Below are 19,068 nucleotides of genomic sequence, written 5' to 3' on the forward strand. Positions count from 1 at the left end.
CTCTGTGTGTTTGTGAGACGATATTAGCTGCACGAACACTGTCGTCCCGGCCTTGCGCCGGGATCCATAACCCCGACTGATTATTGTTGCGACGGCTGGAGCCACAGTGCCGCCAATCATGACGGATGGTGGTTATGGCCCCTGCGTTCGCAGGGACGACAGCGGCGTGTGTGGCAACAACCCGGGCTGCCGCTGCGCTTCCAACCACCTCACACCGGCCGCTCGCCCTTCACCGTGACCCGCGTGCCGGCGCGGGTGTGAGGCCAGTAGTCCCACATCGCGCGGTGCTGGGTGCAGCGGTTGTCCCAGAACGCGACCGCGTTCTCGGTCCAGCGGAAACGGCACTGGAATAATGGATTCTCGGCGTGCTGATAGAGATAAGCGAGAATGGCGTCGCTCTCGTCTCTGGGGATGCCGATGATGTACCGCGTGAAGCCGCGGTTGACGTAGAGCGCTTTCCGCCCCGTCACCGGATGGGTGCGCACGACCGGATGCTCGGCGCAGGGATAGGCGGGCCGATCGGCAACGCCGTAGTTGGCGTAAAGCCCGCGATAGACGCTCTCGCCGTCGTGCAATGCGGTCAACCCATCGAGATAGGCCTTCATCCGTTCCGACAGCGCCTCATAGGCCGCGTACATGCTGGCGAACAGCGTATCGCCGCCATGCGGCGGGCACTGTTTGATGTAGAGGATCGAGCCCATCGGCGGCTCGACGTCGCAAGAGACGTCCGAATGCCAGCCTTCGCCATTGGCGCGTGGCGAATCCTTGTCGGCATAGATCTTCATCAGCGCGGGATCGCTGCCGTCGCTTGGCGCCGCGGGATGGATGTGCAATTCGCCAAAGCGGCGGCCGAAGGCGAGATGTTGCTGCGGCGTGATCTGCTGGTCGCGGAAGAAGATGACGAGATGCTCGGCCAGCGCGCGATGGATCTCGTCCATCTGGCGGTTGGAGCGGACATCGTCATCGATGAGTTTGGCGATGTCGACGCCAATGATCTCCGCGCCGATGATGGGCGTCAGTTTGTCGACGGAGATAGTCTCATAGGGCACGGCGTTGTCGTCGGCGTGCTTGTAGCGCGGCCCTTGCCTGCCTGCGAGCGAGCTCATGGCGCGTTCTCCCGATCCTGATTGATTGGGAGCATCGTAACGCGCGGGGGGTTAAGTGCAATGCTTCAGCCGTCATTGCGAGGAGCGCCAGCGACGAAGCAATCCAGCGCCGCAGTAGAGATTCTGGATTGCTTCGTCGCCTTCGGCTCCTCGCAACGACGACAGCGTCGTAACAGCGCACTCCGCCGTCGTCCCGGCCTTGAGCCGGGACCGATACACACCGCAGGTTATGGTTGCGAGGATTTGAGCGACGGCGTCATCGAGCACAACGGCCGCGGATTATGGGTCCCGGCGTTCGCCGGGACGACACTGAGTTTGCCGCGACGCGGCCGACCTACTCCGCCGCAGTGATTTCAGGCGCCTTCGCAGCCTGGCCGTAGCGCTGGTCGATGTAGTCGATGACGAGCGCCTTGAAATCGGCGGCGATGGTTGGCCCGCGCAGGGTGCGGAACTTCTTGCCGTCGACGAACACGGGCGCAGCCGGGGCCTCACCGGTGCCGGGCAGCGAGATGCCGATATTGGCGTGCTTGGATTCGCCGGGGCCGTTGACGATGCAGCCCATCACGGCGACGTTGAGCGCTTCCACACCCGGATATTTGGTCTTCCAGGTCGGCATCTCGTCGCGGATGAAATCCTGGATCGAGCGCGCCAGCTCCTGGAACGTGGTCGAGGTGGTGCGGCCGCAACCCGGGCAGGCCGCGACCAGCGGCACGAAGGTGCGGAAACCCATGGTCTGCAGCAACTCCTGCGCGACCTGCACCTCGCGGGTGCGGTCGCCGCCGGGCTCGGGGGTCAGCGAGATGCGAATGGTGTCGCCGATGCCCTGCTGCAAGAGGATGCCGAGCGCTGCCGAGGAGGCCACGATGCCCTTCGAACCCATGCCGGCCTCGGTCAGGCCGAGATGGATGGCATAGTCCGAGCGCGCGGCGAGATCCTGATACACCGCGATCAGATCCTGCACGGCCGAGACCTTGGCCGACAGGATGATCCGGTCCTTCGGCATGCCGAGCTCTTGCGCCCGCTCGGCCGAGTGCAGCGCCGACTGCACCATCGCCTCGCGCATGACGGCGCGCGCATCGCGCGGATTGGCCGAGGCGGCATTCTCGTCCATCAGCTTGGAGAGCAGCTCCTGGTCGAGCGAGCCCCAATTGGCGCCGATGCGCACCGGCTTGTTGTTCTTGTTGGCGATCTCGATGATCGAGGAGAACTGGGTGTCGCGCTTGTCCTTGAAGCCGACATTGCCGGGATTGATCCGGTACTTGGCGAGCGCTTCGGCACAGGCCGGATATTCGGCCAGGAGCTTGTGGCCGATGTAATGGAAGTCGCCGATTAGCGGCGTATCGATGCCGCGCTTGGCGAGCGCGTCGCGAATATGCGGGACGGCGGCGGCCGCCTCCTCGCGATCCACCGTGATGCGGACCATCTCGGAGCCGGCGCGCGCCAGCGCTGCGACCTGGGCCACCGTCTGGTCGACATCGGCGGTGTCGGTGTTGGTCATCGACTGCACGACGATCGGCGCGCCGCCGCCGACGGCGACGTTGCCGACCATGACTTTGGTGGTCTGGTGCCGGGGCGCGGGGCCGGCAATATCGGTCTGAGGCAGGATCTCGGGCTTGTTCATGGGGCCTCGGATATCAGGTTTTGATGACATTCAGCAATGGATCAGTCGCGGGAGCGGCGGCGCGATTGGGGCGATTTACGAGAAAAAGCCCAGCAATAACAAGCAGGGCGGCCAGCCCAAAGGCCAGCGTCAGGGCGTCATGCATGATGAAATAGCTCGCCACCACCCCGAATAAAGGGGTGATGAAGGTGAATGCCGACAATTTGCTGGCCGAATAGGTCTTCACCAGCGCGAACCAGATCGTGAACGTGGTCCCGACCACCCAGAAGGCCTGCCAGGCCATCAAGCCGAATACGAAGGGGCTGGGCATATGGGTGATCCGCTCGCCCGACAGCAGCGCCGCGCCGAGCAGGATCGGGACCGAGGTGGCGACCTGGTACCCCAATGCCTTCTCGGGTGGCGCGAACCGCAGCCGGGTTCCCTTGGCAATGACGGTGGTGGCGCCCCAGAGCAGGCCCCCAAGCACGATCAGGACGTCGCCGAGCAGCACCTTGCCGTCGACATCCGCCTGCGGGACGCCCATCGCCAGCGCCACGCCCAGGAAGCTCAGGGCGAGACCGCCCCATTGCGCCGCACCCAGCCGTTCGCCGAGGAAACGGAACGAGCCCAGCGCGACGAAGAACGGCGCAGTGTAGAGGAACACGACCGCGCGCGAGGCCGAGGTCAGCTGCAGGCCGCGATAGATCAGCACGAACTCGAAGCCGAACAGCACCCCGGCGAACAGGCCCGCGCCCAGCGTGCCGTCGCGCTCGAACATCTTCACGCCGCGAAGCCGCGCCAGCAGCAGCAGCACCGGCAGCGCGCCGGCCGAGCGCAAGCCGGCCTGCAGCATCGGCGGAATCTCCGGCAAGACCAGCTTGATCGCGATCTGATTGAAGGCCCAGGTGAGGCAGAGCACCAGGACCACGGCAATCGCGCCCGGACCAAGCGGGCGCGTTGCGGAAGATGTTGCCGCCGACGACATCGAAGGTTTTGCGGACATTTGCTCCCGGCAGGCTTTCTTTTCTTATGGTTGTTGACTGTTGCCCAGCTCACGCCGCTTTCTGGCAATGCGCGCAGGTGCCGGTGATCTCGACCACCGAGAGTTTGGGCACGAAACCGGAGGCTCCGGCGGCGGCCCTCAGGCTCTCGGCGATCGGGGCCGCAGGAACCTCGCCGACCGCGCCACAGCGCTCGCAGATCAAGAACGCGACCAGCGCGGTTGTGTCATGGTCATGCGCGCAGGCGAGATAGGCGTTCCGGCTCTCGATCCGGTGCACCAGCCCGTTGGCGATCAGGAAGTCGAGCGCGCGATAGATCGTGATCGGCGCCGGCCGCGGCGCTGCCTTGGCCAGTTCCTCGATCACCTCATAGGCCCCGAGCGGGCGGTGGCTGGACAGCAGCGCCTGCAGCACCTGACGCCGCAGCGGCGTGAACTTCTGCGCCCGCTGCGCACAGACATGCTCGGCATGGTCAAGCGCGTCCGCCGTGCAGCGGCCGTGATCATGATCGGGAGCGGGAAAAGCCGGTTTCGCCGGGGTCATCCTTGGCAACCTAACATTTTCGGCTGCAACCGCCAAAGGCGGGTGGCCCAGCCATGCGTCACGTTCGGGGCCGCACCCCGAAACCACCGGCTCAAACGGGTGGAAGGATTTCATAAGCTTGCTTATTATATCCCAAGCTCATTGGAGCCAAGGCTTAGTTCCCCTAAGGACCCCGCGACCGACCGATGACCCACGACAGCGTGGACATGAACTTCCTGTTTACCCTTGGCGAGCTGCACCGCCTGGTGCGCGGCTATGCCGACAAGGCAGCCAGCCGCTATGGCATCACCCGCGCCCAATGGGCCGTGCTCGCCAAGGTCGAGCGAACCGAGGGGATGAAGCAGACCGAGCTCGCCGAGCAGATGGAGATGCAGCCGATCACGCTGACCCGGCTGATCGACAAGCTCTGCGACAATGGCTGGATCGAGCGACGCGGCGACGACACCGACCGCCGCGTCAACCGGCTTTATCTGAAGCAGGCCGCAAGGCCGCTGCTCGCCAAGCTCGCCGGGCTGCGCTCGGAGATCACCGCCACTGCGCTGGACGGCATCGCGCCTGACGATGCGCAGCGGCTGATGACCCAGCTCGAAGACATCAAGGAAAACGTGCGGAATGCCCTCCAGTCCCTCTGCGAGGAGCAGCGAAAGGAGCAGCGTTATGGCTGAGCCCGCCCTGAAACTCGCGCCTGACCAGAAAGCAAGCGCCGCAGCGCCGGCGGCGGCCGCCGCGCCGCAGAAGCGCGGCGTCAAGCGCTATCGCCGCACCTTGCTGCTCGTGGTGCTGCCGATCCTCGCCGCGATCGGCGGCCTCACATTCTATCTGAACGGCGGCCGCTACGTGACCACGGACGACGCCTATGTCGGCGCGCAGAAAGTCCTGATCACGCCCGACATATCCGGCAAGATCACCAGGATCGTCGTGAAGGAGGGCCAGCACGTCGACCAGGGCGACGAGCTGTTCGAGATCGACCCGGTGCCCTACCGGCTCGCGGTCGATCAGGCCAAGGCGGCGCTGGAGCAGGCGCATACGAGCTATGACAACCTGGTCGCCAACATCAGGATCTACGACCAGATGCTCGATCTCGCCAACCGCGGCGTCGAGCTGAAGCAGAAGGACGTCGATCGCAAGCAGACGCTGGTCAAGAGCAATTTCGGCTCGCAGCTCGATCTCGACAACGCCGCCAATGCCTATGTGACGGCCGCGGCGCAGGCGCAGTTCATCAAGCAGCAGATCTCGAGCGCGAAGACCCAACTGCTCGGCAATCCCGATTTGCCGCTGGAGCAGTTCCCGCCTTACGTCCAGGCCAAGGCCAAGCTCGCGGAGGCGCAGCGCGATCTCGACCACACCGTGCTGCGCGCGCCGATGGCCGGCATCGCCACGCAGGTCGACCAGATCCAGCTCGGCCGCTTCGTCGCCGCCGGCACGCCGGTGTTCTCGGTGATCGACGTCGCCAACCCCTGGGTCGACGCCAATCCGAAGGAAAGCGACTTCACCTATGTCGCGGTCGGACAAAAGGTCGAGCTCGATGTCGACGCCTTTCCGAACCACGCCTTCAAGGGCACGGTCGGCTCGCTGTCGCCCGGCACCGGCGCGCAATTCGCGATCCTGCCGCCGCAGAACGCCACCGGAAATTTCGTCAAAGTGGTGCAGCGCGTGCCGGTCCGGATCTATTTCGACAAGGACGATCCGTTCGTCGCCAGGCTCAAGGCCGGCATGAGCGTGAACGTGTCGATCGACACCGGCCATCAGCGTACGCTCAAGGGCCTGCTCGGCATGGCCCACGCCTCCGACAAGGCCGAGTAGCGCGATGAACGCGCCTATCCCCTCACCATCAGCGGTGCCAGGCTTCCGCCGGAACATGGTGACGATCTGCGCCATGACGGCGACGATCATGCAGGCGCTCGACACCACCATCGCCAATGTCGCGCTGCCCTATATGCAGGGCACGCTGTCGGCCTCGCAGGACCAGATCAATTGGGTGCTGACCTCCTACATCGTCGCGGCAGCGATCATGACCGCGCCGGTGGGGTGGATCGCCAACCGCTTCGGCCGCAAGCGCACCTTCATCGTCTGCTCGGCCGGCTTCACCATCGCCTCGGTGCTGTGTGGGCTGGCGCAGGACATCGACCAGATGGTGCTGTTCCGCCTGATGCAGGGCGTGTTCGGCGCCTCGCTGGTGCCGCTGTCGCAGGCGGTCATGCTCGACAGCTACGCGCTGCACGAACGGGCCAAGGCGATGTCGATCTGGGGCATGGGCGTGATGATGGGCCCGATCATGGGCCCTTCGCTCGGCGCCTGGCTGACCGAGACCTATTCCTGGCACTGGGTGTTCTTCGTCAACCTGCCGTTCGGCATCGTCACCGTACTCGGCCTGGCCGCCTTCATGGACGAGACCAAGCCGAACGCTGCGCTGACTTTCGACTGGTTCGGCTTCGTCGCACTCGCCATCGGCATCGGCGCGCTGCAGATCGCGCTCGATCGTGGCGAGGATCAGGGCTGGTTCGAATCGAGCGAGATCATCATCGAATTCATCGTCGCCGCGGTCGGCTTCTACTACTTCCTGGCGCATTCGCTGACCACGGAACGGCCGTTCATCCGCTTCGAGCTGTTCAAGGACAAGAATTTCGTCGGCGGCTGCGTGTTCATGACCGTGATGGGCCTCGTGCTGTTCTCCACCATGGCGCTGTCCTCGCCCTATTTGCAGAATGTGATCGGATATCCCATCATCACCGCCGGCGTGCTGCTCGCGAGCCGCGGCTGCGGCACGTTCATCGCCATGATGCTGGTCGGCCGGCTCCTGCGCTATATCGAGGCGCGGACCCTGATCGTGGTCGGCCTCGGCCTGACCGCACTGTCACTGTTCCAGATGACCGGCTGGACCGACCAGACCGGCGTGCCGGAGATCGTCACGGTCAGCATCGTCCAGGGCTTCGGCTTCGGCCTCGTCTTCGTGCCGCTGTCGACGGTGGCGTTCATGACTTTGCCGGGCGCCCTGCGTACCGACGGCACCTCGATGCTGACCCTGGTGCGCAATGTCGCCTCTTCGATCGGCATCTCGATCGCGATCGCCCAACTCACCGAGGGTACGCGGCGCTACCACGCGATCCTGAGCGAGCACGTCAACCCGTTCAATCACGCGCTGCAGATGCCGAATGTATCGGGGATGATCAACCTGTCCACGGATGCCGGGCGGGCGATGGCGGACGCGATGGTCACCGTGCAGGCGCAGATCATCGCCTTCTCCCACGACTACCAGCTCGTGATGTTCTTCATCCTGGGCTCGATCCCGCTCGCGATCATGATCGGTTCGACCAGGGTGGCACTGCGCGCACAGGTCGCGCCGGCCGATCACGCCGTGATGGAGTAGCGAGGTTTTTGGAATCGCCAAAAGCTGACGGAAACGTGATGGATTCGGCGCGCCAGCCCGCCGCGTTTCAGGTTATGGTTGGATCACCCCTCTCCTCCGCGCCCCAGTTGCTCGCGGAGGGCAGCGCCTCATGGACCTCAGCGCCATGACGTGCCGGGTGGGGGCGGCGGCACCTCCAGCGCCGCCCCCACTCCCGGGGGCCTTCTTCAAGATTTCAGCCAGACATCAGATGACGGCGACCCTCCCCTGGAGGGGAGGGTCGCTCGCGTAAGCGAGCGGGGTGGGGTGATGTCGCGCCAGCCGATCAAGCCGGTGAGATCACCCCACCCCGTCTCACATTTCGCTGCGCTCATGTGAGCCGACCCTCCCCCTCCAGGGGAGGGTCGCACCGAGCCCTGTTGTGGCACCGGACCTCACACCTGCGGCGATGACGGTAGCGGCTTGTCGTTGATGACATTCGCCTTCAGCAGATTCGCCTTTGCGTCCGCCTTCAGATCCTCCTTGGCGTCCACCTTGCCGTCGCCGCTCGGCAGCACCACGCCCGCCAACGCCTTGACCGGATCGTCGCCCGGCTTGAAGCCGGACTGCACCAGGATCTCGTCGATCAGGGGCTTGAGCGCATGCACGCGCAGCAGCTCGCCGGCGAGGCCCTCGCCGAAGCCGACATTGCCACCGGCCCCATTCGCGTTGCCGCCCAGCATTCCCCCGGTGTGCAGGATGCGGACGTCCTTCAGATTGGCGATCGGCTTCACCATCTCGCCAAGCGCGGCCGGCATCGCCGCGATGCGCTGCTTGGCGAGCTCGAAATCGATCACGTTGCTGCCGAGCTTGTTCTGCGCCTCGTTCTTCATCAGGATGACGGCCGCTTCCGCCTCGCCGATCTGACGCACGCCGGCCGCCTTGATCTTGTTGGCCTCGGCCTCCGCGGTCGCCAGCGTCTTGGCCGCCTCGCCGCGATCGACCGCGGCGCGCTTCTCGGCCTCCGCCGCCACCGTGATGCCGGTCGAGCGCTGCTCGGCTTCCTTGCGCGCGGCCATGACCGCCGTCAGGCGTTCACGGTCGGCGACTTCCATAGCGCGTGCGGTGGTGACCTTTTCTTCGGCAGAGACCGCCAGCGCCTCGGCCGTCTTGGCGGCGGCGCGGGCCTCCGACGTCTGCTGGCTCTTGGCCGCGATCTGGATCTCATTGTCCTGGGTCGCGAGCTGGATCTCGCGGTCGGCATCGGTCTTGCGCCGGTTGATCGCGAGGTTGGATTCGATGACCGCGGTCTCCTTCTGCTTGCGGGCCTCGGCCTCCTTCTGCGCGACCGCGCGATCGGTGTCGATGCGGGCGGCCTCCTCGGTGAGACGCGCGGTCTGGGTTGCGCTCGCGACTTCCGCGCGCGTGCTCGCGGTCTTGTTGGCGATGTCGCGCTCCTGGCTGAGCTCGGCCTCCTTCTTGGTGCGCTCGATCTCCAGCGTCTGTTGCCGCGCCTGCAGATCCTTCTGCGCGATCGCCACCTCATTGTCGCGCACGATGGCGTTGCGATCGCGCCGCCGCGTCTCCGTGATGGTCTTCAGCCGCGTCAGGCCCTCGGCGTCGAAGAAGTTCTCGGCGTTGAAGAAGGAGATATCGGTCTGGTCGAGCTTGGTCAGCGACACCGATTCGAGCTCGAGCCCGTTCGACTGCACGTCGGCCTCGACCGCGGCTTGCACATGCTTGACGAAATCGGAACGCTTCTCCTGCAGGTCCAGAAGCTCCATCGTTGCGGCGACCGAGCGCAGGCCGTCGACGAACTTGGCCTCGACCTGGTCGCGCAGCAGCTCCGCGTTGTTGGTGACGGCACCTAGCGTCTGCGCGGCCAGCGCAATCGAATCCACGTCCGGCTTCACCCGGACATAAAACTCGGCGTCGATGTCGACGCGCATGCGGTCCTTGGTGATCAGCGAATCCTTCTTGCTGCGCTCGACGCGCAGCCGCAAGGTCTTCAGATTGACCCGCGCGATCGAGTGGAAGATCGGCAGCACCACCGCGCCGCCATCGAGCACGACCTTCTTGCCGCCGAGGCCGGTGCGGACAAAAGCCTCGTCGCGGGTGGAGCGATGATAGAGCACCGCGAACACGGTGCCGAGCACGATCAGGAGGATGACGCCGATCGTGGCGGGAACAACGAGATCAAACATGATGAGATCACTTTCCTGATGGGAATCTTGCCTGATGAAAATCCTGTCTAACGACGATCTTGTTTTGGCGTCGCGAGCTCCTCAGTCGCCGCGATTGCGATAAAGCGGCCGTCCTTGCGATCGACAAGCAGGACGGGGGTGCCCTTCTCGAGCGGCGGCGAGTCCGGCGCGGCGGAGGCTGTCACCATGTGCCAATTGCCGTGGACATCTTTGACTCGGACGCGCCCCGGCAGTCCGCCATCGAGCGGCCCGACGGAGACCTCGCCGACGCGGCCGACGAGGTCAGACAGCCCGACGGCATAGCTCTCATCCTGCGGCACCAGATGCGCGGCATAACGTGTGGCGCTGCGCAGTAGCGGCACCGAGACGGCGGCGGCCAGCACCCCGGCGGCGGTGGCGGGCAGCGGCTCTGCGACCAGCCGTGCGGCGTCCTGGATCAAGAAGCCCGCGATGGAGAAGATGCCAAGCGCGAGCAGGATGCAGATCATCAGCGGGACGCTGCCGACATTAATCCACGACAGCACCTGCGCGATGCCGCTGTCATTGCTGCCATGGCCGACATCGAAGGCGTGTCCGAACAACTCGCTGAAGGACATGCCGACGATCATGCCGGCGACTTCGACGCCGCCGACAAGCGCGATCATGAGGGCGGCGACCGCGAACGGCCGCACCTCGGGTTGCATAAAATGTTCGACGATGGACATGTTCCACCAGATCTGGGCGAAGCCCCCCGGGTTATCTTTTTCTACGTTTGTGATTTCAGCCGCGCCAGGCGGCTCGCGATCTCCTTGTCGCGATGCAGCTTGGAGAGCTCGTCGATATCGGGCGACGGTGCGACCGGGGCCGGCACGCCGGTGGCGCGGGCGATGGCACGACTGGCGCGTGCCGCCTTGGCGAAGCCGCTCGAGGTGCTACGACCACGCGTGCTGCTTTGCGCCGGATGCTGTTCCGCCTCGCTGCGCTCCAGCTCGGCAAGCCGCGCCTGTGCGTCCTGCAGGCTGGAGAGAATGGCGCGCAGGGTCGTCAGTGTCGCATCGATGCGCTCGGCATTCTCGTCGATCGCCTTCGACAGCACCTCGAACTGGGCTTCGAGATCCATCTGCCGCGCAATGCCGGCGGAGGCGAGGTCGTCGCGATGCTCGGCGATCGCCGTGCGGATCTGCTCGGTCAGGACGGACATCTCGCGCTCGATCTCGGCGCGCCGCGCATTGAGGCGATATTCCTCGGCGCGCGCTTGCGACAGGCTGTCACGCGCCTCCTTCTCGGCCAGCTCGATCTCACGGATGGCCTGCTTGACCAGCGCGACCTTGTTGTTGTCCTCGGCCTTCTCGATGGCGCCATAGGCGATGCCGGCGATCAGGCGTCCCGCACGCGAGAGGATCGTGTCGGGAGCCGGCGCGTGTTCGGCGAGCATGACGTGTTCCTTTCCTCGGGTTGCATTTGCGGTGACGCCGAAGCGGACCTCGAAGCTGCCGTCCTCGCAGCAAACGAGCTGGGCCGGCGTGGCGTGGCCCCAGCCTTTGGCGTAGCCGACAACGTCGAAGCGGATGGTGAAGCGGCCAAGTGCGGTGCCGAGCGAGAGCGTCGCGGCATTGCGGACATTGACGAGGCGGTCGTCGAGCGGCAGCCTTTTGATATGCGAAGCACGATAAGCCGCGCGGTCGCGTAGGCCCAGCGTCACCAGCCGCGAGGGCAGCCGCGTGGCTTTGCGGATCGGCTCATAAGCATGGCCATGCAGCGCGACGAGATTGGCGCCGATGTTCTTCGACGCGGCGATCGCATCGAGCATGTCCATCATCGATGCGTAGTCATCGAAGGTCGCATCGATGGCGGCACGCGCCTGCGCATCCGGGTCCAGCCGGTAGCGGACAGCCATATCGGGCGGAAGCGCGACCATGGGGAACAGGAAAGCACGATAATTGTGCTTTGACAAGCCGCCTTGAGGAGGGGCGGTCGACGGGGTGGTTGCGCATAACCGGATGCACATACCGATATGTCGTCCGCCACGGTTATCCGGACGTGACCCGCCTCAAACAAAGTTGGGTGATCGTTAAGAGAGCCGAACGTGCAAGGTTAAAAAGCCGTCGACTTTCCCGGGACTTGCGAGGCCGAGAAACGGCATGGGCTCAGATGAATCGATTCGCGGCTTGTTCGCGATGCAACGAGGGCTCTATGCTCACAGTGGTTGCGTGTGAGGGCTACACATGAGCTTCCGCCGACTGAACGCGATCCTTGTGCTGGCTTCGGGTCTCGCTGCCGCGTCAGTTGCAGCTGCGGATCCCGTGAAGCTGAAGAGCTACAACGCCGCAATCGGCGACAGCTCGATTTCCGGCGTCTCGTCGGGCGCCTTCATGGCCGTGCAGTTCGGCACCGCCTGGTCGTCGGTAGTTCAGGGCGTCGGCATCGTCGCCGGTGGTCCCTATTGGTGCGACCTCGCAGACTCCAGCGACATCCTCACGGCCTACACGCGTCCGATGGGACGCGCGCTCGGCGCCTGCATGAAGGGACCGGCATCCGATCTCGACACCAATGATTTCACACGAAAGGCCAACGCCAACGCGGCAGCCGGCGTGATCGATCCGCTCGACAATCTCAGGCGGCAGCGGATCTACCTGTTTCACGGCACCAACGACACGATCGTGTACAAGGCTTCGACTGACGCGACAGCCGCCTTCTACCATCACTATCTCGGCGAGGCCGGCCGCGCCCGGTTGTTCTATCAAACTACGCTCGGCGCTGGCCACTCCCTGGTCGTGCGGCAGGAAGGGCAGGCCGACCTCGCCGCCTGCAATGCCAGCACTAGCCCCTATATCGACCAGTGCGGCTATGACCAGGCCGGCATCATCCTGCAGCACATCTATGGCCGACTGAAGCCTCCCAATGGGGGCGAGCTCAAGGGCACAGTGCAGCGTTTCGACCAGGCGCCTTATACGGGTGACGACATTCCAGACGCGCTGAGCATGAGCGAAGCAGGCTATGTGTTCGTGCCGCAGGATTGCGCTGACGGCATGGCCTGCCGCGTGCACATCGCGCTGCATGGCTGCGCGCAAGATGTCGGCCGTATCGGCAGGCGCTTCGTGGACGAGACCGGCTACAACGCCTGGGCCGACACCAACCACCTCATCGTGCTATATCCGCAAGTCAAGGCGAGCGCAGTGGACCCGACCAATCCGCTCGCCTGCTGGGACTGGTGGAGCTACGTCAACCACACCGACGACTACGTCACCAAGAACGGCGCGCAGATTAAAGCCATTAAGGCAATGCTTGACGCGCTCACGGCCGGCGCTAGCGGAACTGTAGACAACAAGAGCGCGCCTGTGACCACCAGCGATGCCAGCGCGACCGCGCCGGCAACGCACCCTGCGAGCGCAACGGTGCCCGTGTTGGCGGTGATCGACACCTCCGATAGCGGAGCGGACCTCGCCTTCGATCCTGCGCCTGATAAGGCGACTTATCGCATCTCGCGCGCCGGCGCTGATGGCGCATTCGCCGTCATCGGCGAGACCACGAGCCCAAGCTTCGCCGACGCCGGCCTTGCGCCGCAGACGACCTATCGCTGGCATGTGGCAGTCGTTGTGAACGGCATTGAAGGTCCAGTGTCAGCCGACGTGGTCGCCACTACGCGCGCAACACCGCCAGCGTGCGACACGCCGGGGACGTGTCCGGTGACAGGAGTGAAGTAGTATTCGGCCATATTGACGATTAAGCGCAGCGCTGTGGCCGCGGCGACGGCGCTAACCTCGCCCCGCTTGCGGGGAGAGGCGGATGGCATCGCCAGATGCCATCCGGGTGAGGGGGTACAGGTCTAACGATTCACACTGCTCGTGCGTCTGCCCCTCACCCCAACCCTCTCCCCGTAAGAACGGGGAGAGGGAGTGCACCGTCGGCAACACGATAGCTCGTGCAAACCTGACGCCGAGCTACTTGATAGGCGGGCGCGGCAACACTGTCTCGCCGGCTTCCATACGATAGAGGTGATCGAGCGAATACCAGGGCGCGACGACATCGCGCTCGGTCGGATGCGGCTCGTCGTGGCGGATGAAGTTGCCAAGCAGCGCCTTCGTGACGCCGAACTGCACGTCGCTGTTGATATGCGGATCGTTGGGGTCGTAGACCTGCGAGATCAGCACCTTGAAGCCTTCCTTGACGACCAGCGCGTGCAGATGCGCCGGACGATAAGGATGTCGTCCCTGCGCCTCGAGCAGCCGTCCGACCACGCCGTCGGTCGGAATGGGATAGCCGACCATCATCACTGAGCGAAACCAGAAATGGCCGTCATAATCCGTCGTGAATTTGCCACGCAGATTCATGTCGGCCTGCTCGGGATCCTGGTTCTCGTAGAGGCCGACAGGCGAGGCGTGCCAGATGTCGACCTCGGCACCGATGACCGGTGCGCCATCGGGATCGACCACCTTGCCGCGCACGAACAGCGCCGGCCCGGGCGTATCCGAGCGCACGATCGAGCCGCCGTTGTCCGTGCGCGACGAGTTCAGCCGCCAAAACGGACCGAGCAAGGACTGCGCGGTCTCGGTGTTGCCGTTGTCGCCATTGTTCAGGAGGCACACCAGCGAGGAGACGCCGAGCGAGCCGGCCATCAGCACCACTTCGTTATGCGTATCCGTGGTGCGCTGACCGAGCTCGGCAATGAGCGCGGCGGCCTCGCGGAATTCCGCTTCGGTCAGCCTGACATCACGGACAAAGCCGTGCAGATGCTTGACCAGCGCGATCATGATCTCGCGCAGCCGCGGGTTCTTGGTCTGCTCCATCACGGCCAGCACCGCTGCCGTGACGTCCTGCTCGCGCACGATGGTCATGGTGTGTCCTCCGCAACGAACCTTTCCGTCATTGCGAGCGAAGCGAAGCAATCCAGAACCTCTTGCGCGATACTGGATTGCTTCGGTCGCTTCGCTCTTCGCAATGACGACGGAGGATCGTTGATATAGCCCGCATGAGCATCAGCGATCTGCGGGGTCCCCCGGGTGTCGCTCCGCTCACCCGGGCTACTTTCGCGATAACGCTGGAGATCACTGCAGCATCTCCAATGCCAGCGCGACGCCCTGGCCGACACCGACGCACATGGTGGCGAGGGCGCGCTTGCCGCCGCGCTTCTCCAGCCCATGCACCGCGGTCATCGCCAGCCGCGCGCCGCTCATGCCCAGGGGATGCCCGAGCGCGATAGCGCCGCCATGCGGATTGACGAAGTCCGCGTCCTCGGCGACGCCGAGCTGGCGCAGGCAGGCGATGCCTTGGCTCGCGAACGCCTCGTTCAATTCGATCAGATCGAAATCGGTGATCTTGAAGCCGAGCCGCTCCATCAGCTTGCGCACGGCCGGCACCGGGCCGATGCCCATGATGCGCGGCGGCACCGCGGCGGAGGCCAGCCCGAGCACTTTCGCACGCGGCGTCAGGCCGTGCTTCTTCACCGCCGCCTCGGAGGCGAGAATCATGGCGGCCGCACCATCATTGACACCGGACGCATTGCCCGCGGTGACCGTGCCCGGATTGCGCACGATCGGCTTCAATTTTGCCAACGCTTCCAGCGTGGTCTCGGGGCGCGGATGCTCGTCCTTGTCGACAGTGATGGGCCCGGCCTTCCCGCCGGGCGCCATGACAGGCGTGATCTCCTCCGCGAAATAGCCCGACGCGATGGCCTTGCCGGCGCGCTGCTGCGAGCGGATCGCGAATGCATCCTGCTCGGCGCGCGAGACCTGGAATTCCTCGGCCACATTCTCACCGGTCTCCGGCATCGAATCGACGCCATATTGCTGCTTCATCAGCGGATTGATGAAACGCCAGCCGATCGTGGTGTCGAAGATCTCGGCCGAGCGCGAGAATGCTTCCGTTGCCTTGCCCTGCACGAACGGCGCGCGCGTCATCGATTCGACGCCGCCGGCGATGGCGAGATCGATTTCGCCGGAGCGGATCGCGCGGCCTGCGGCGCCGACGGCATCAAGCCCCGAGGCGCAGAGCCGGTTCAGGGTCTGGCCGGGAATCGAATCGGGAAGGCCCGCGAGCAGGAGCGCCATGCGCGCCACGTTGCGGTTGTCCTCGCCGGCCTGGTTGGCGCAGCCGAGGAACACTTCATCAACCGATGACCAATCGAGATCGGGATGCATGGCGACCAGCGCCTTGATCGGCGCGGCGGCAAGATCGTCGGTGCGCACTTTCGCCAGCGATCCGCCGAAGCGGCCGATCGGGGTCCGCACCGCATCGCAAAGGAACACATCGCGCATCGCTCTCTCCCTGACCTTGTTTCAGCCGGTTGTAGGAGCGCACATGCGGCCGGTCAAATGAGGAGAAGGGAGAGAGGTATGCACCAAGACGACAGTATGCTCCCTCCCCCGCTTGCGGGGGAGGGTTGGGGTGGGGGCCTGCCCCACGCGAAAATCTCCGTGCGGATGGACTTCCCCCACCCGCATCGCATCGTCGATGCGATGCGACCTCCCCCGCAAGCGGGAGAGGTGGAGAGCCGGCCGCGCGAGGCGTGGAAAACCGGGACAGCGACCGCAAAGCGGTAGGAGGCTCGCGGTAAATTCGGTATTTTCCCGCGCCATGACAATTCAGCAGTCCATCCCCGCCCCCGCGCCGCTCGATGCCGCCACCGCGCCGGAGGCGCCGGCGAAGCTGACGCCGATGATGGAACAATATCTGGAGATCAAGGCAGCGCATCCGGGTCTCCTGCTGTTCTACCGGATGGGCGATTTCTACGAGCTGTTCTTCGAGGATGCGGAGGTCGCCTCGAAAGCGCTCGGCATCGTGCTGACCAAGCGCGGCAAGCACCAGGGCCAGGACATCCCGATGTGCGGCGTGCCGGTGGAGCGCTCCGAGGACTACCTGCACCGGCTGATCGCGCAAGGCATCCGCGTCGCCGTTTGCGAGCAGATGGAGGATCCGGCGGCGGCGCGCGCCCGCGGCAACAAGAGCGTGGTGAAGCGCGGCGTGGTCCGCGTGGTGACGCCGGGCACGCTGACGGAAGACAATCTGCTCGATGCGCGCGCCAACAATTATCTGCTCGCGATCGCACGCAGCCGCGGCTCCTCCGGCGGCGATCGCCTGGGGCTGGCCTGGATCGACATCTCGACCTCCGAATTCATGGTCACCGAATGCGGCTTTGCCGAGCTCTCGGCCACGCTCGCGCGCATCAATCCGAACGAGGTGATCGTCTCCGACGCGCTGTATTCCGACCAAGAGTTCGAGCCCGTGCTGCGCGAGCTCGCAGCCGTGACGCCGCTCACCCGCGACGTGTTCGACGGCGCCACCGCCGAGCGGCGGCTGTGCGACTATTTCGCCGTCGCCACCATGGACGGGCTTGCTGCGCTGTCGCGGCTGGAAGCCACCGCGGCCGCGGCCACCGTCACCTATGTCGACCGCACGCAAGTGGGCAAGCGCCTGCCGCTGGCCCCGCCCGCGCGCGAGACATCAGGGGCCAGCATGGCGATCGATCCGGCGACGCGCGCCAATCTCGAGCTGACGCGCACCCTCGCCGGCGAGCGGCGCGGCTCGCTGCTCGATGCGATCGACTGCACGGTGACCTCGGCCGGTTCGCGGCTGCTGGCACAGCGCCTCGCCGCGCCGCTGACCGACGCGACGCAGATCGCGCGGCGGCTCGATGCGGTCAGCGCGTTTGCCAGCGACAGCGCGGCGCGCGATGATCTCAGGTCGATCCTGCGCGGCGCGCCGGACATGTCGCGCGCGCTGGCGCGGCTGTCGGTCGGCCGTGGCGGCCCGCGCGATCTTGCCGCCATCCGCGACGGCATCCTCGCTGCCGATCAGGCGCTGGCGCGGCTCGAGGCGCTAACGCTGCCGCCGCCGGAGGTTGCCAGCGTGATGAGCGCGCTTGGCCGTCCCTCGCGCGAACTCGCTGCCGAGTTCGCCCGCGCGCTCGACGAGCAGTTGCCATTGATCAAGCGCGACGGCGGCTTCGTCCGCCAAGGCTATGACGCGACACTGGACGAGACCCGAAACCTGCGCGACGCCTCGCGCCTCGTCGTCGCCTCGATGCAGGCGCGCTATGCCGACCAGACCGGCGTCAAGGCGCTCAAGATCCGGCACAACAATGTGCTCGGCTATTTCGTCGAGGTCACCGCGCAGCACGGCGACAAGCTGATGTCGGCGCCGCTGAACGCGACCTTCATCCATCGCCAGACGCTGGCCGGCCAGGTGCGCTTCACAACATCAGAGCTTAGCGAGATCGAGGCCAAGATCGCCAATGCCGGCGAGCGCGCGCTCAATCTCGAGCTCGAGATCTTCGACCGGCTGTGCGGCCAGGCACTCGCCGCCGGCGACGATCTGCGCGCCGCCGCGCATGGCTTTGCCATGCTCGATGTCGCGACCGCGCTCGCCAAGCTCGCGGTGGACGACAACTACGTGCGGCCGGAGGTCGACGGTTCGCTCGGCTTTGCCATCGAAGGCGGCCGGCATCCCGTGGTCGAGCAGGCCTTGAAGCGCGATGGCCAGCCGTTCATCGCCAATTCCTGCGACTTATCACCAACGCCGGGCCACAAGAGCGGCCAGCTCTGGCTGCTGACCGGCCCAAACATGGCCGGCAAATCGACCTTCCTGCGTCAGAATGCGCTCATTGCTTTGTTGGCCCAAATCGGCTCCTTCGTGCCAGCGAGCCGCGCCCGCATCGGCATCGTCGACCGGCTGTTCTCGCGCGTCGGTGCGGCCGACGATCTGGCGCGGGGTCGCTCGACCTTCATGGTCGAGATGGTCGAGACCGCCGCAATCTTGAATCAGGCCGGCGAGCGCGCGCTTGTTATTCTCGACGAGATTGGCCGCGGCACCGCGACCTTCGACGGGCTGTCGATCGCCTGGGCCGCGATCGAGCATCTGCACGAGAGCAACCGCTGCCGCACATTGTTTGCGACGCATTACCACGAGCTGACGGCGCTCTCGGCCAAGCTGCCGCGCATGTTCAACGCCACCGTGCGCGTGAAGGAATGGCAGGGCGACGTCGTGTTCCTGCACGAGGTGCTGCCGGGCTCGGCGGACCGCTCCTATGGCATCCAGGTGGCGAAGCTCGCCGGCCTGCCGCCGGCGGTGATTGCCCGCGCCAAATCCGTGCTGGCCAAGCTGGAGGCGCAGGATCGCGGCCAAAGCGCGCGCGCCTTGGTCGACGACCTGCCGCTGTTCGCTGTGCCCGCGCGCGCGGCCGCCGAGCCCACAATATCGAAGGAAGCTGAGGAGCTGATCGCCGCGGTCAGAGCGCTGCATCCGGACGAGATGACCCCGCGCGAGGCCATGGACGCGCTCTACGCGCTGAAGGCGAAGCTATCGAAGTCATAGT

At 65.4% G+C, this 19,068-nt stretch carries 14 protein-coding genes; 5 read left to right on the forward strand and 9 right to left on the reverse strand.

The features are described from left to right. Positions 1–209: 209 nt before the first annotated feature. From P6U24_RS35835 to P6U24_RS35850, 4 genes are all read right to left on the reverse strand, one after another. A complete protein-coding gene (locus tag P6U24_RS35835) occupies positions 210–1,106 on the reverse strand; it encodes a TauD/TfdA dioxygenase family protein (protein ID WP_407157082.1) in 897 nt (298 codons plus the stop codon). A gap of 334 nt (positions 1,107–1,440) precedes the next feature. Continuing rightward, positions 1,441–2,727: a flavodoxin-dependent (E)-4-hydroxy-3-methylbut-2-enyl-diphosphate synthase gene (ispG, locus tag P6U24_RS35840; protein ID WP_407157083.1), complete on the reverse strand. Its 1,287-nt coding sequence runs from the start codon at positions 2,725–2,727 to the stop codon at positions 1,441–1,443. A gap of 13 nt (positions 2,728–2,740) precedes the next feature. After that, positions 2,741–3,691: a DMT family transporter gene (locus tag P6U24_RS35845; protein WP_407160713.1), complete on the reverse strand. Its 951-nt coding sequence runs from the start codon at positions 3,689–3,691 to the stop codon at positions 2,741–2,743. 67 nt (positions 3,692–3,758) lie between these two features. Then, positions 3,759–4,250 carry a Fur family transcriptional regulator gene (locus P6U24_RS35850; protein ID WP_407157084.1) on the reverse strand — a complete coding sequence of 164 codons (492 nt, stop codon included), beginning with the start codon at positions 4,248–4,250 and terminating at the stop codon, positions 3,759–3,761. A 185-nt stretch (positions 4,251–4,435) separates the two neighbouring features. On the opposite strand from P6U24_RS35850, the gene P6U24_RS35855 reads away from it, so the two are divergent. Genes P6U24_RS35855 through P6U24_RS35865 form a run of 3 tightly spaced genes read left to right on the forward strand, consistent with a single transcriptional unit; the run spans position 4,436 to position 7,617 of the window. Then, complete coding sequence (locus P6U24_RS35855; RefSeq protein ID WP_407157085.1) at positions 4,436–4,915, forward strand: MarR family winged helix-turn-helix transcriptional regulator; 480 nt, start codon at positions 4,436–4,438, stop codon at positions 4,913–4,915. Then, positions 4,908–6,053 (forward strand): HlyD family secretion protein, encoded by a 1,146-nt coding sequence (locus tag P6U24_RS35860; protein WP_407157086.1) that lies wholly within the window; start codon positions 4,908–4,910, stop codon positions 6,051–6,053. Before P6U24_RS35855 ends, P6U24_RS35860 begins: the two co-directional genes overlap by 8 nt. Before the next feature lie 4 nt (positions 6,054–6,057). Beyond that, entirely contained in the window at positions 6,058–7,617 is a 1,560-nt protein-coding gene (locus P6U24_RS35865) for a DHA2 family efflux MFS transporter permease subunit (RefSeq protein ID WP_407157087.1), read from the forward strand. A gap of 413 nt (positions 7,618–8,030) precedes the next feature. Here the strand turns inward: P6U24_RS35865 and P6U24_RS35870 are convergent, their stop codons facing one another. From P6U24_RS35870 to P6U24_RS35880, 3 genes are read right to left on the reverse strand one after another with little or no spacing between them, the layout of a single operon-like run. After that, a complete protein-coding gene (locus P6U24_RS35870) occupies positions 8,031–9,779 on the reverse strand; it encodes a flotillin family protein (RefSeq protein ID WP_407157088.1) in 1,749 nt (582 codons plus the stop codon). A 47-nt stretch (positions 9,780–9,826) separates the two neighbouring features. Beyond that, positions 9,827–10,483: an OB-fold-containig protein gene (locus P6U24_RS35875; protein WP_407157089.1), complete on the reverse strand. Its 657-nt coding sequence runs from the start codon at positions 10,481–10,483 to the stop codon at positions 9,827–9,829. A gap of 41 nt (positions 10,484–10,524) precedes the next feature. Further along, positions 10,525–11,676, reverse strand: coding sequence for a PspA/IM30 family protein (locus P6U24_RS35880; protein WP_407160714.1), 1,152 nt, complete (start codon positions 11,674–11,676; stop codon positions 10,525–10,527). 307 nt (positions 11,677–11,983) lie between these two features. Between P6U24_RS35880 and P6U24_RS35885 the strand changes: the two genes are divergently transcribed. Next, the gene (locus P6U24_RS35885; RefSeq protein ID WP_407157090.1) at positions 11,984–13,462 is read left to right on the forward strand and encodes a hypothetical protein; all 1,479 of its coding nucleotides are present in this window, start codon (positions 11,984–11,986) and stop codon (positions 13,460–13,462) included. Between the two features lie 237 nt (positions 13,463–13,699). On the opposite strand, the gene P6U24_RS35890 is transcribed toward P6U24_RS35885, so the two are convergent. Further along, a complete protein-coding gene (locus P6U24_RS35890; protein ID WP_407157091.1) occupies positions 13,700–14,593 on the reverse strand; it encodes a dioxygenase in 894 nt (297 codons plus the stop codon). A gap of 210 nt (positions 14,594–14,803) precedes the next feature. Beyond that, on the reverse strand, positions 14,804–16,012 hold the full coding sequence (gene pcaF / locus P6U24_RS35895) for a 3-oxoadipyl-CoA thiolase (RefSeq protein WP_407157092.1): 1,209 nt from the start codon (positions 16,010–16,012) through the stop codon (positions 14,804–14,806). A gap of 319 nt (positions 16,013–16,331) precedes the next feature. Here pcaF and mutS point away from each other — a divergent pair, with 319 nt between their 5' ends. After that, positions 16,332–19,067: a DNA mismatch repair protein MutS gene (mutS, locus tag P6U24_RS35900; RefSeq protein ID WP_407157093.1), complete on the forward strand. Its 2,736-nt coding sequence runs from the start codon at positions 16,332–16,334 to the stop codon at positions 19,065–19,067. Position 19,068 lies beyond the last annotated feature (1 nt).

The sequence above is a fragment of the Bradyrhizobium sp. STM 3557 genome (genome assembly GCF_045571465.1).
Taxonomy (GTDB): domain Bacteria; phylum Pseudomonadota; class Alphaproteobacteria; order Rhizobiales; family Xanthobacteraceae; genus Bradyrhizobium.

Bases quoted from the DNA above. Each gene is read 5' to 3' on its own strand.
- P6U24_RS35835 (WP_407157082.1), bottom strand. From the start codon at position 1,106: ATGAGCTCGCTCGCAGGCAGGCAAGGGCCGCGCTACAAGCACGCCGAC.
- P6U24_RS35875 (WP_407157089.1), bottom strand. From the start codon at position 10,483: ATGTCCATCGTCGAACATTTTATGCAACCCGAGGTGCGGCCGTTCGCG.
- P6U24_RS35885 (WP_407157090.1), top strand. From the start codon at position 11,984: ATGAGCTTCCGCCGACTGAACGCGATCCTTGTGCTGGCTTCGGGTCTC.
- pcaF (WP_407157092.1), bottom strand. From the start codon at position 16,012: ATGCGCGATGTGTTCCTTTGCGATGCGGTGCGGACCCCGATCGGCCGC.
- P6U24_RS35865 (WP_407157087.1), top strand. From the start codon at position 6,058: ATGAACGCGCCTATCCCCTCACCATCAGCGGTGCCAGGCTTCCGCCGG.
- P6U24_RS35860 (WP_407157086.1), top strand. From the start codon at position 4,908: ATGGCTGAGCCCGCCCTGAAACTCGCGCCTGACCAGAAAGCAAGCGCC.
- mutS (WP_407157093.1), top strand. From the start codon at position 16,332: ATGACAATTCAGCAGTCCATCCCCGCCCCCGCGCCGCTCGATGCCGCC.
- ispG (WP_407157083.1), bottom strand. From the start codon at position 2,727: ATGAACAAGCCCGAGATCCTGCCTCAGACCGATATTGCCGGCCCCGCG.
- P6U24_RS35845 (WP_407160713.1), bottom strand. From the start codon at position 3,691: ATGTCGTCGGCGGCAACATCTTCCGCAACGCGCCCGCTTGGTCCGGGC.
- P6U24_RS35880 (WP_407160714.1), bottom strand. From the start codon at position 11,676: ATGGTCGCGCTTCCGCCCGATATGGCTGTCCGCTACCGGCTGGACCCG.
- P6U24_RS35850 (WP_407157084.1), bottom strand. From the start codon at position 4,250: ATGACCCCGGCGAAACCGGCTTTTCCCGCTCCCGATCATGATCACGGC.
- P6U24_RS35855 (WP_407157085.1), top strand. From the start codon at position 4,436: ATGACCCACGACAGCGTGGACATGAACTTCCTGTTTACCCTTGGCGAG.
- P6U24_RS35870 (WP_407157088.1), bottom strand. From the start codon at position 9,779: ATGTTTGATCTCGTTGTTCCCGCCACGATCGGCGTCATCCTCCTGATC.
- P6U24_RS35890 (WP_407157091.1), bottom strand. From the start codon at position 14,593: ATGACCATCGTGCGCGAGCAGGACGTCACGGCAGCGGTGCTGGCCGTG.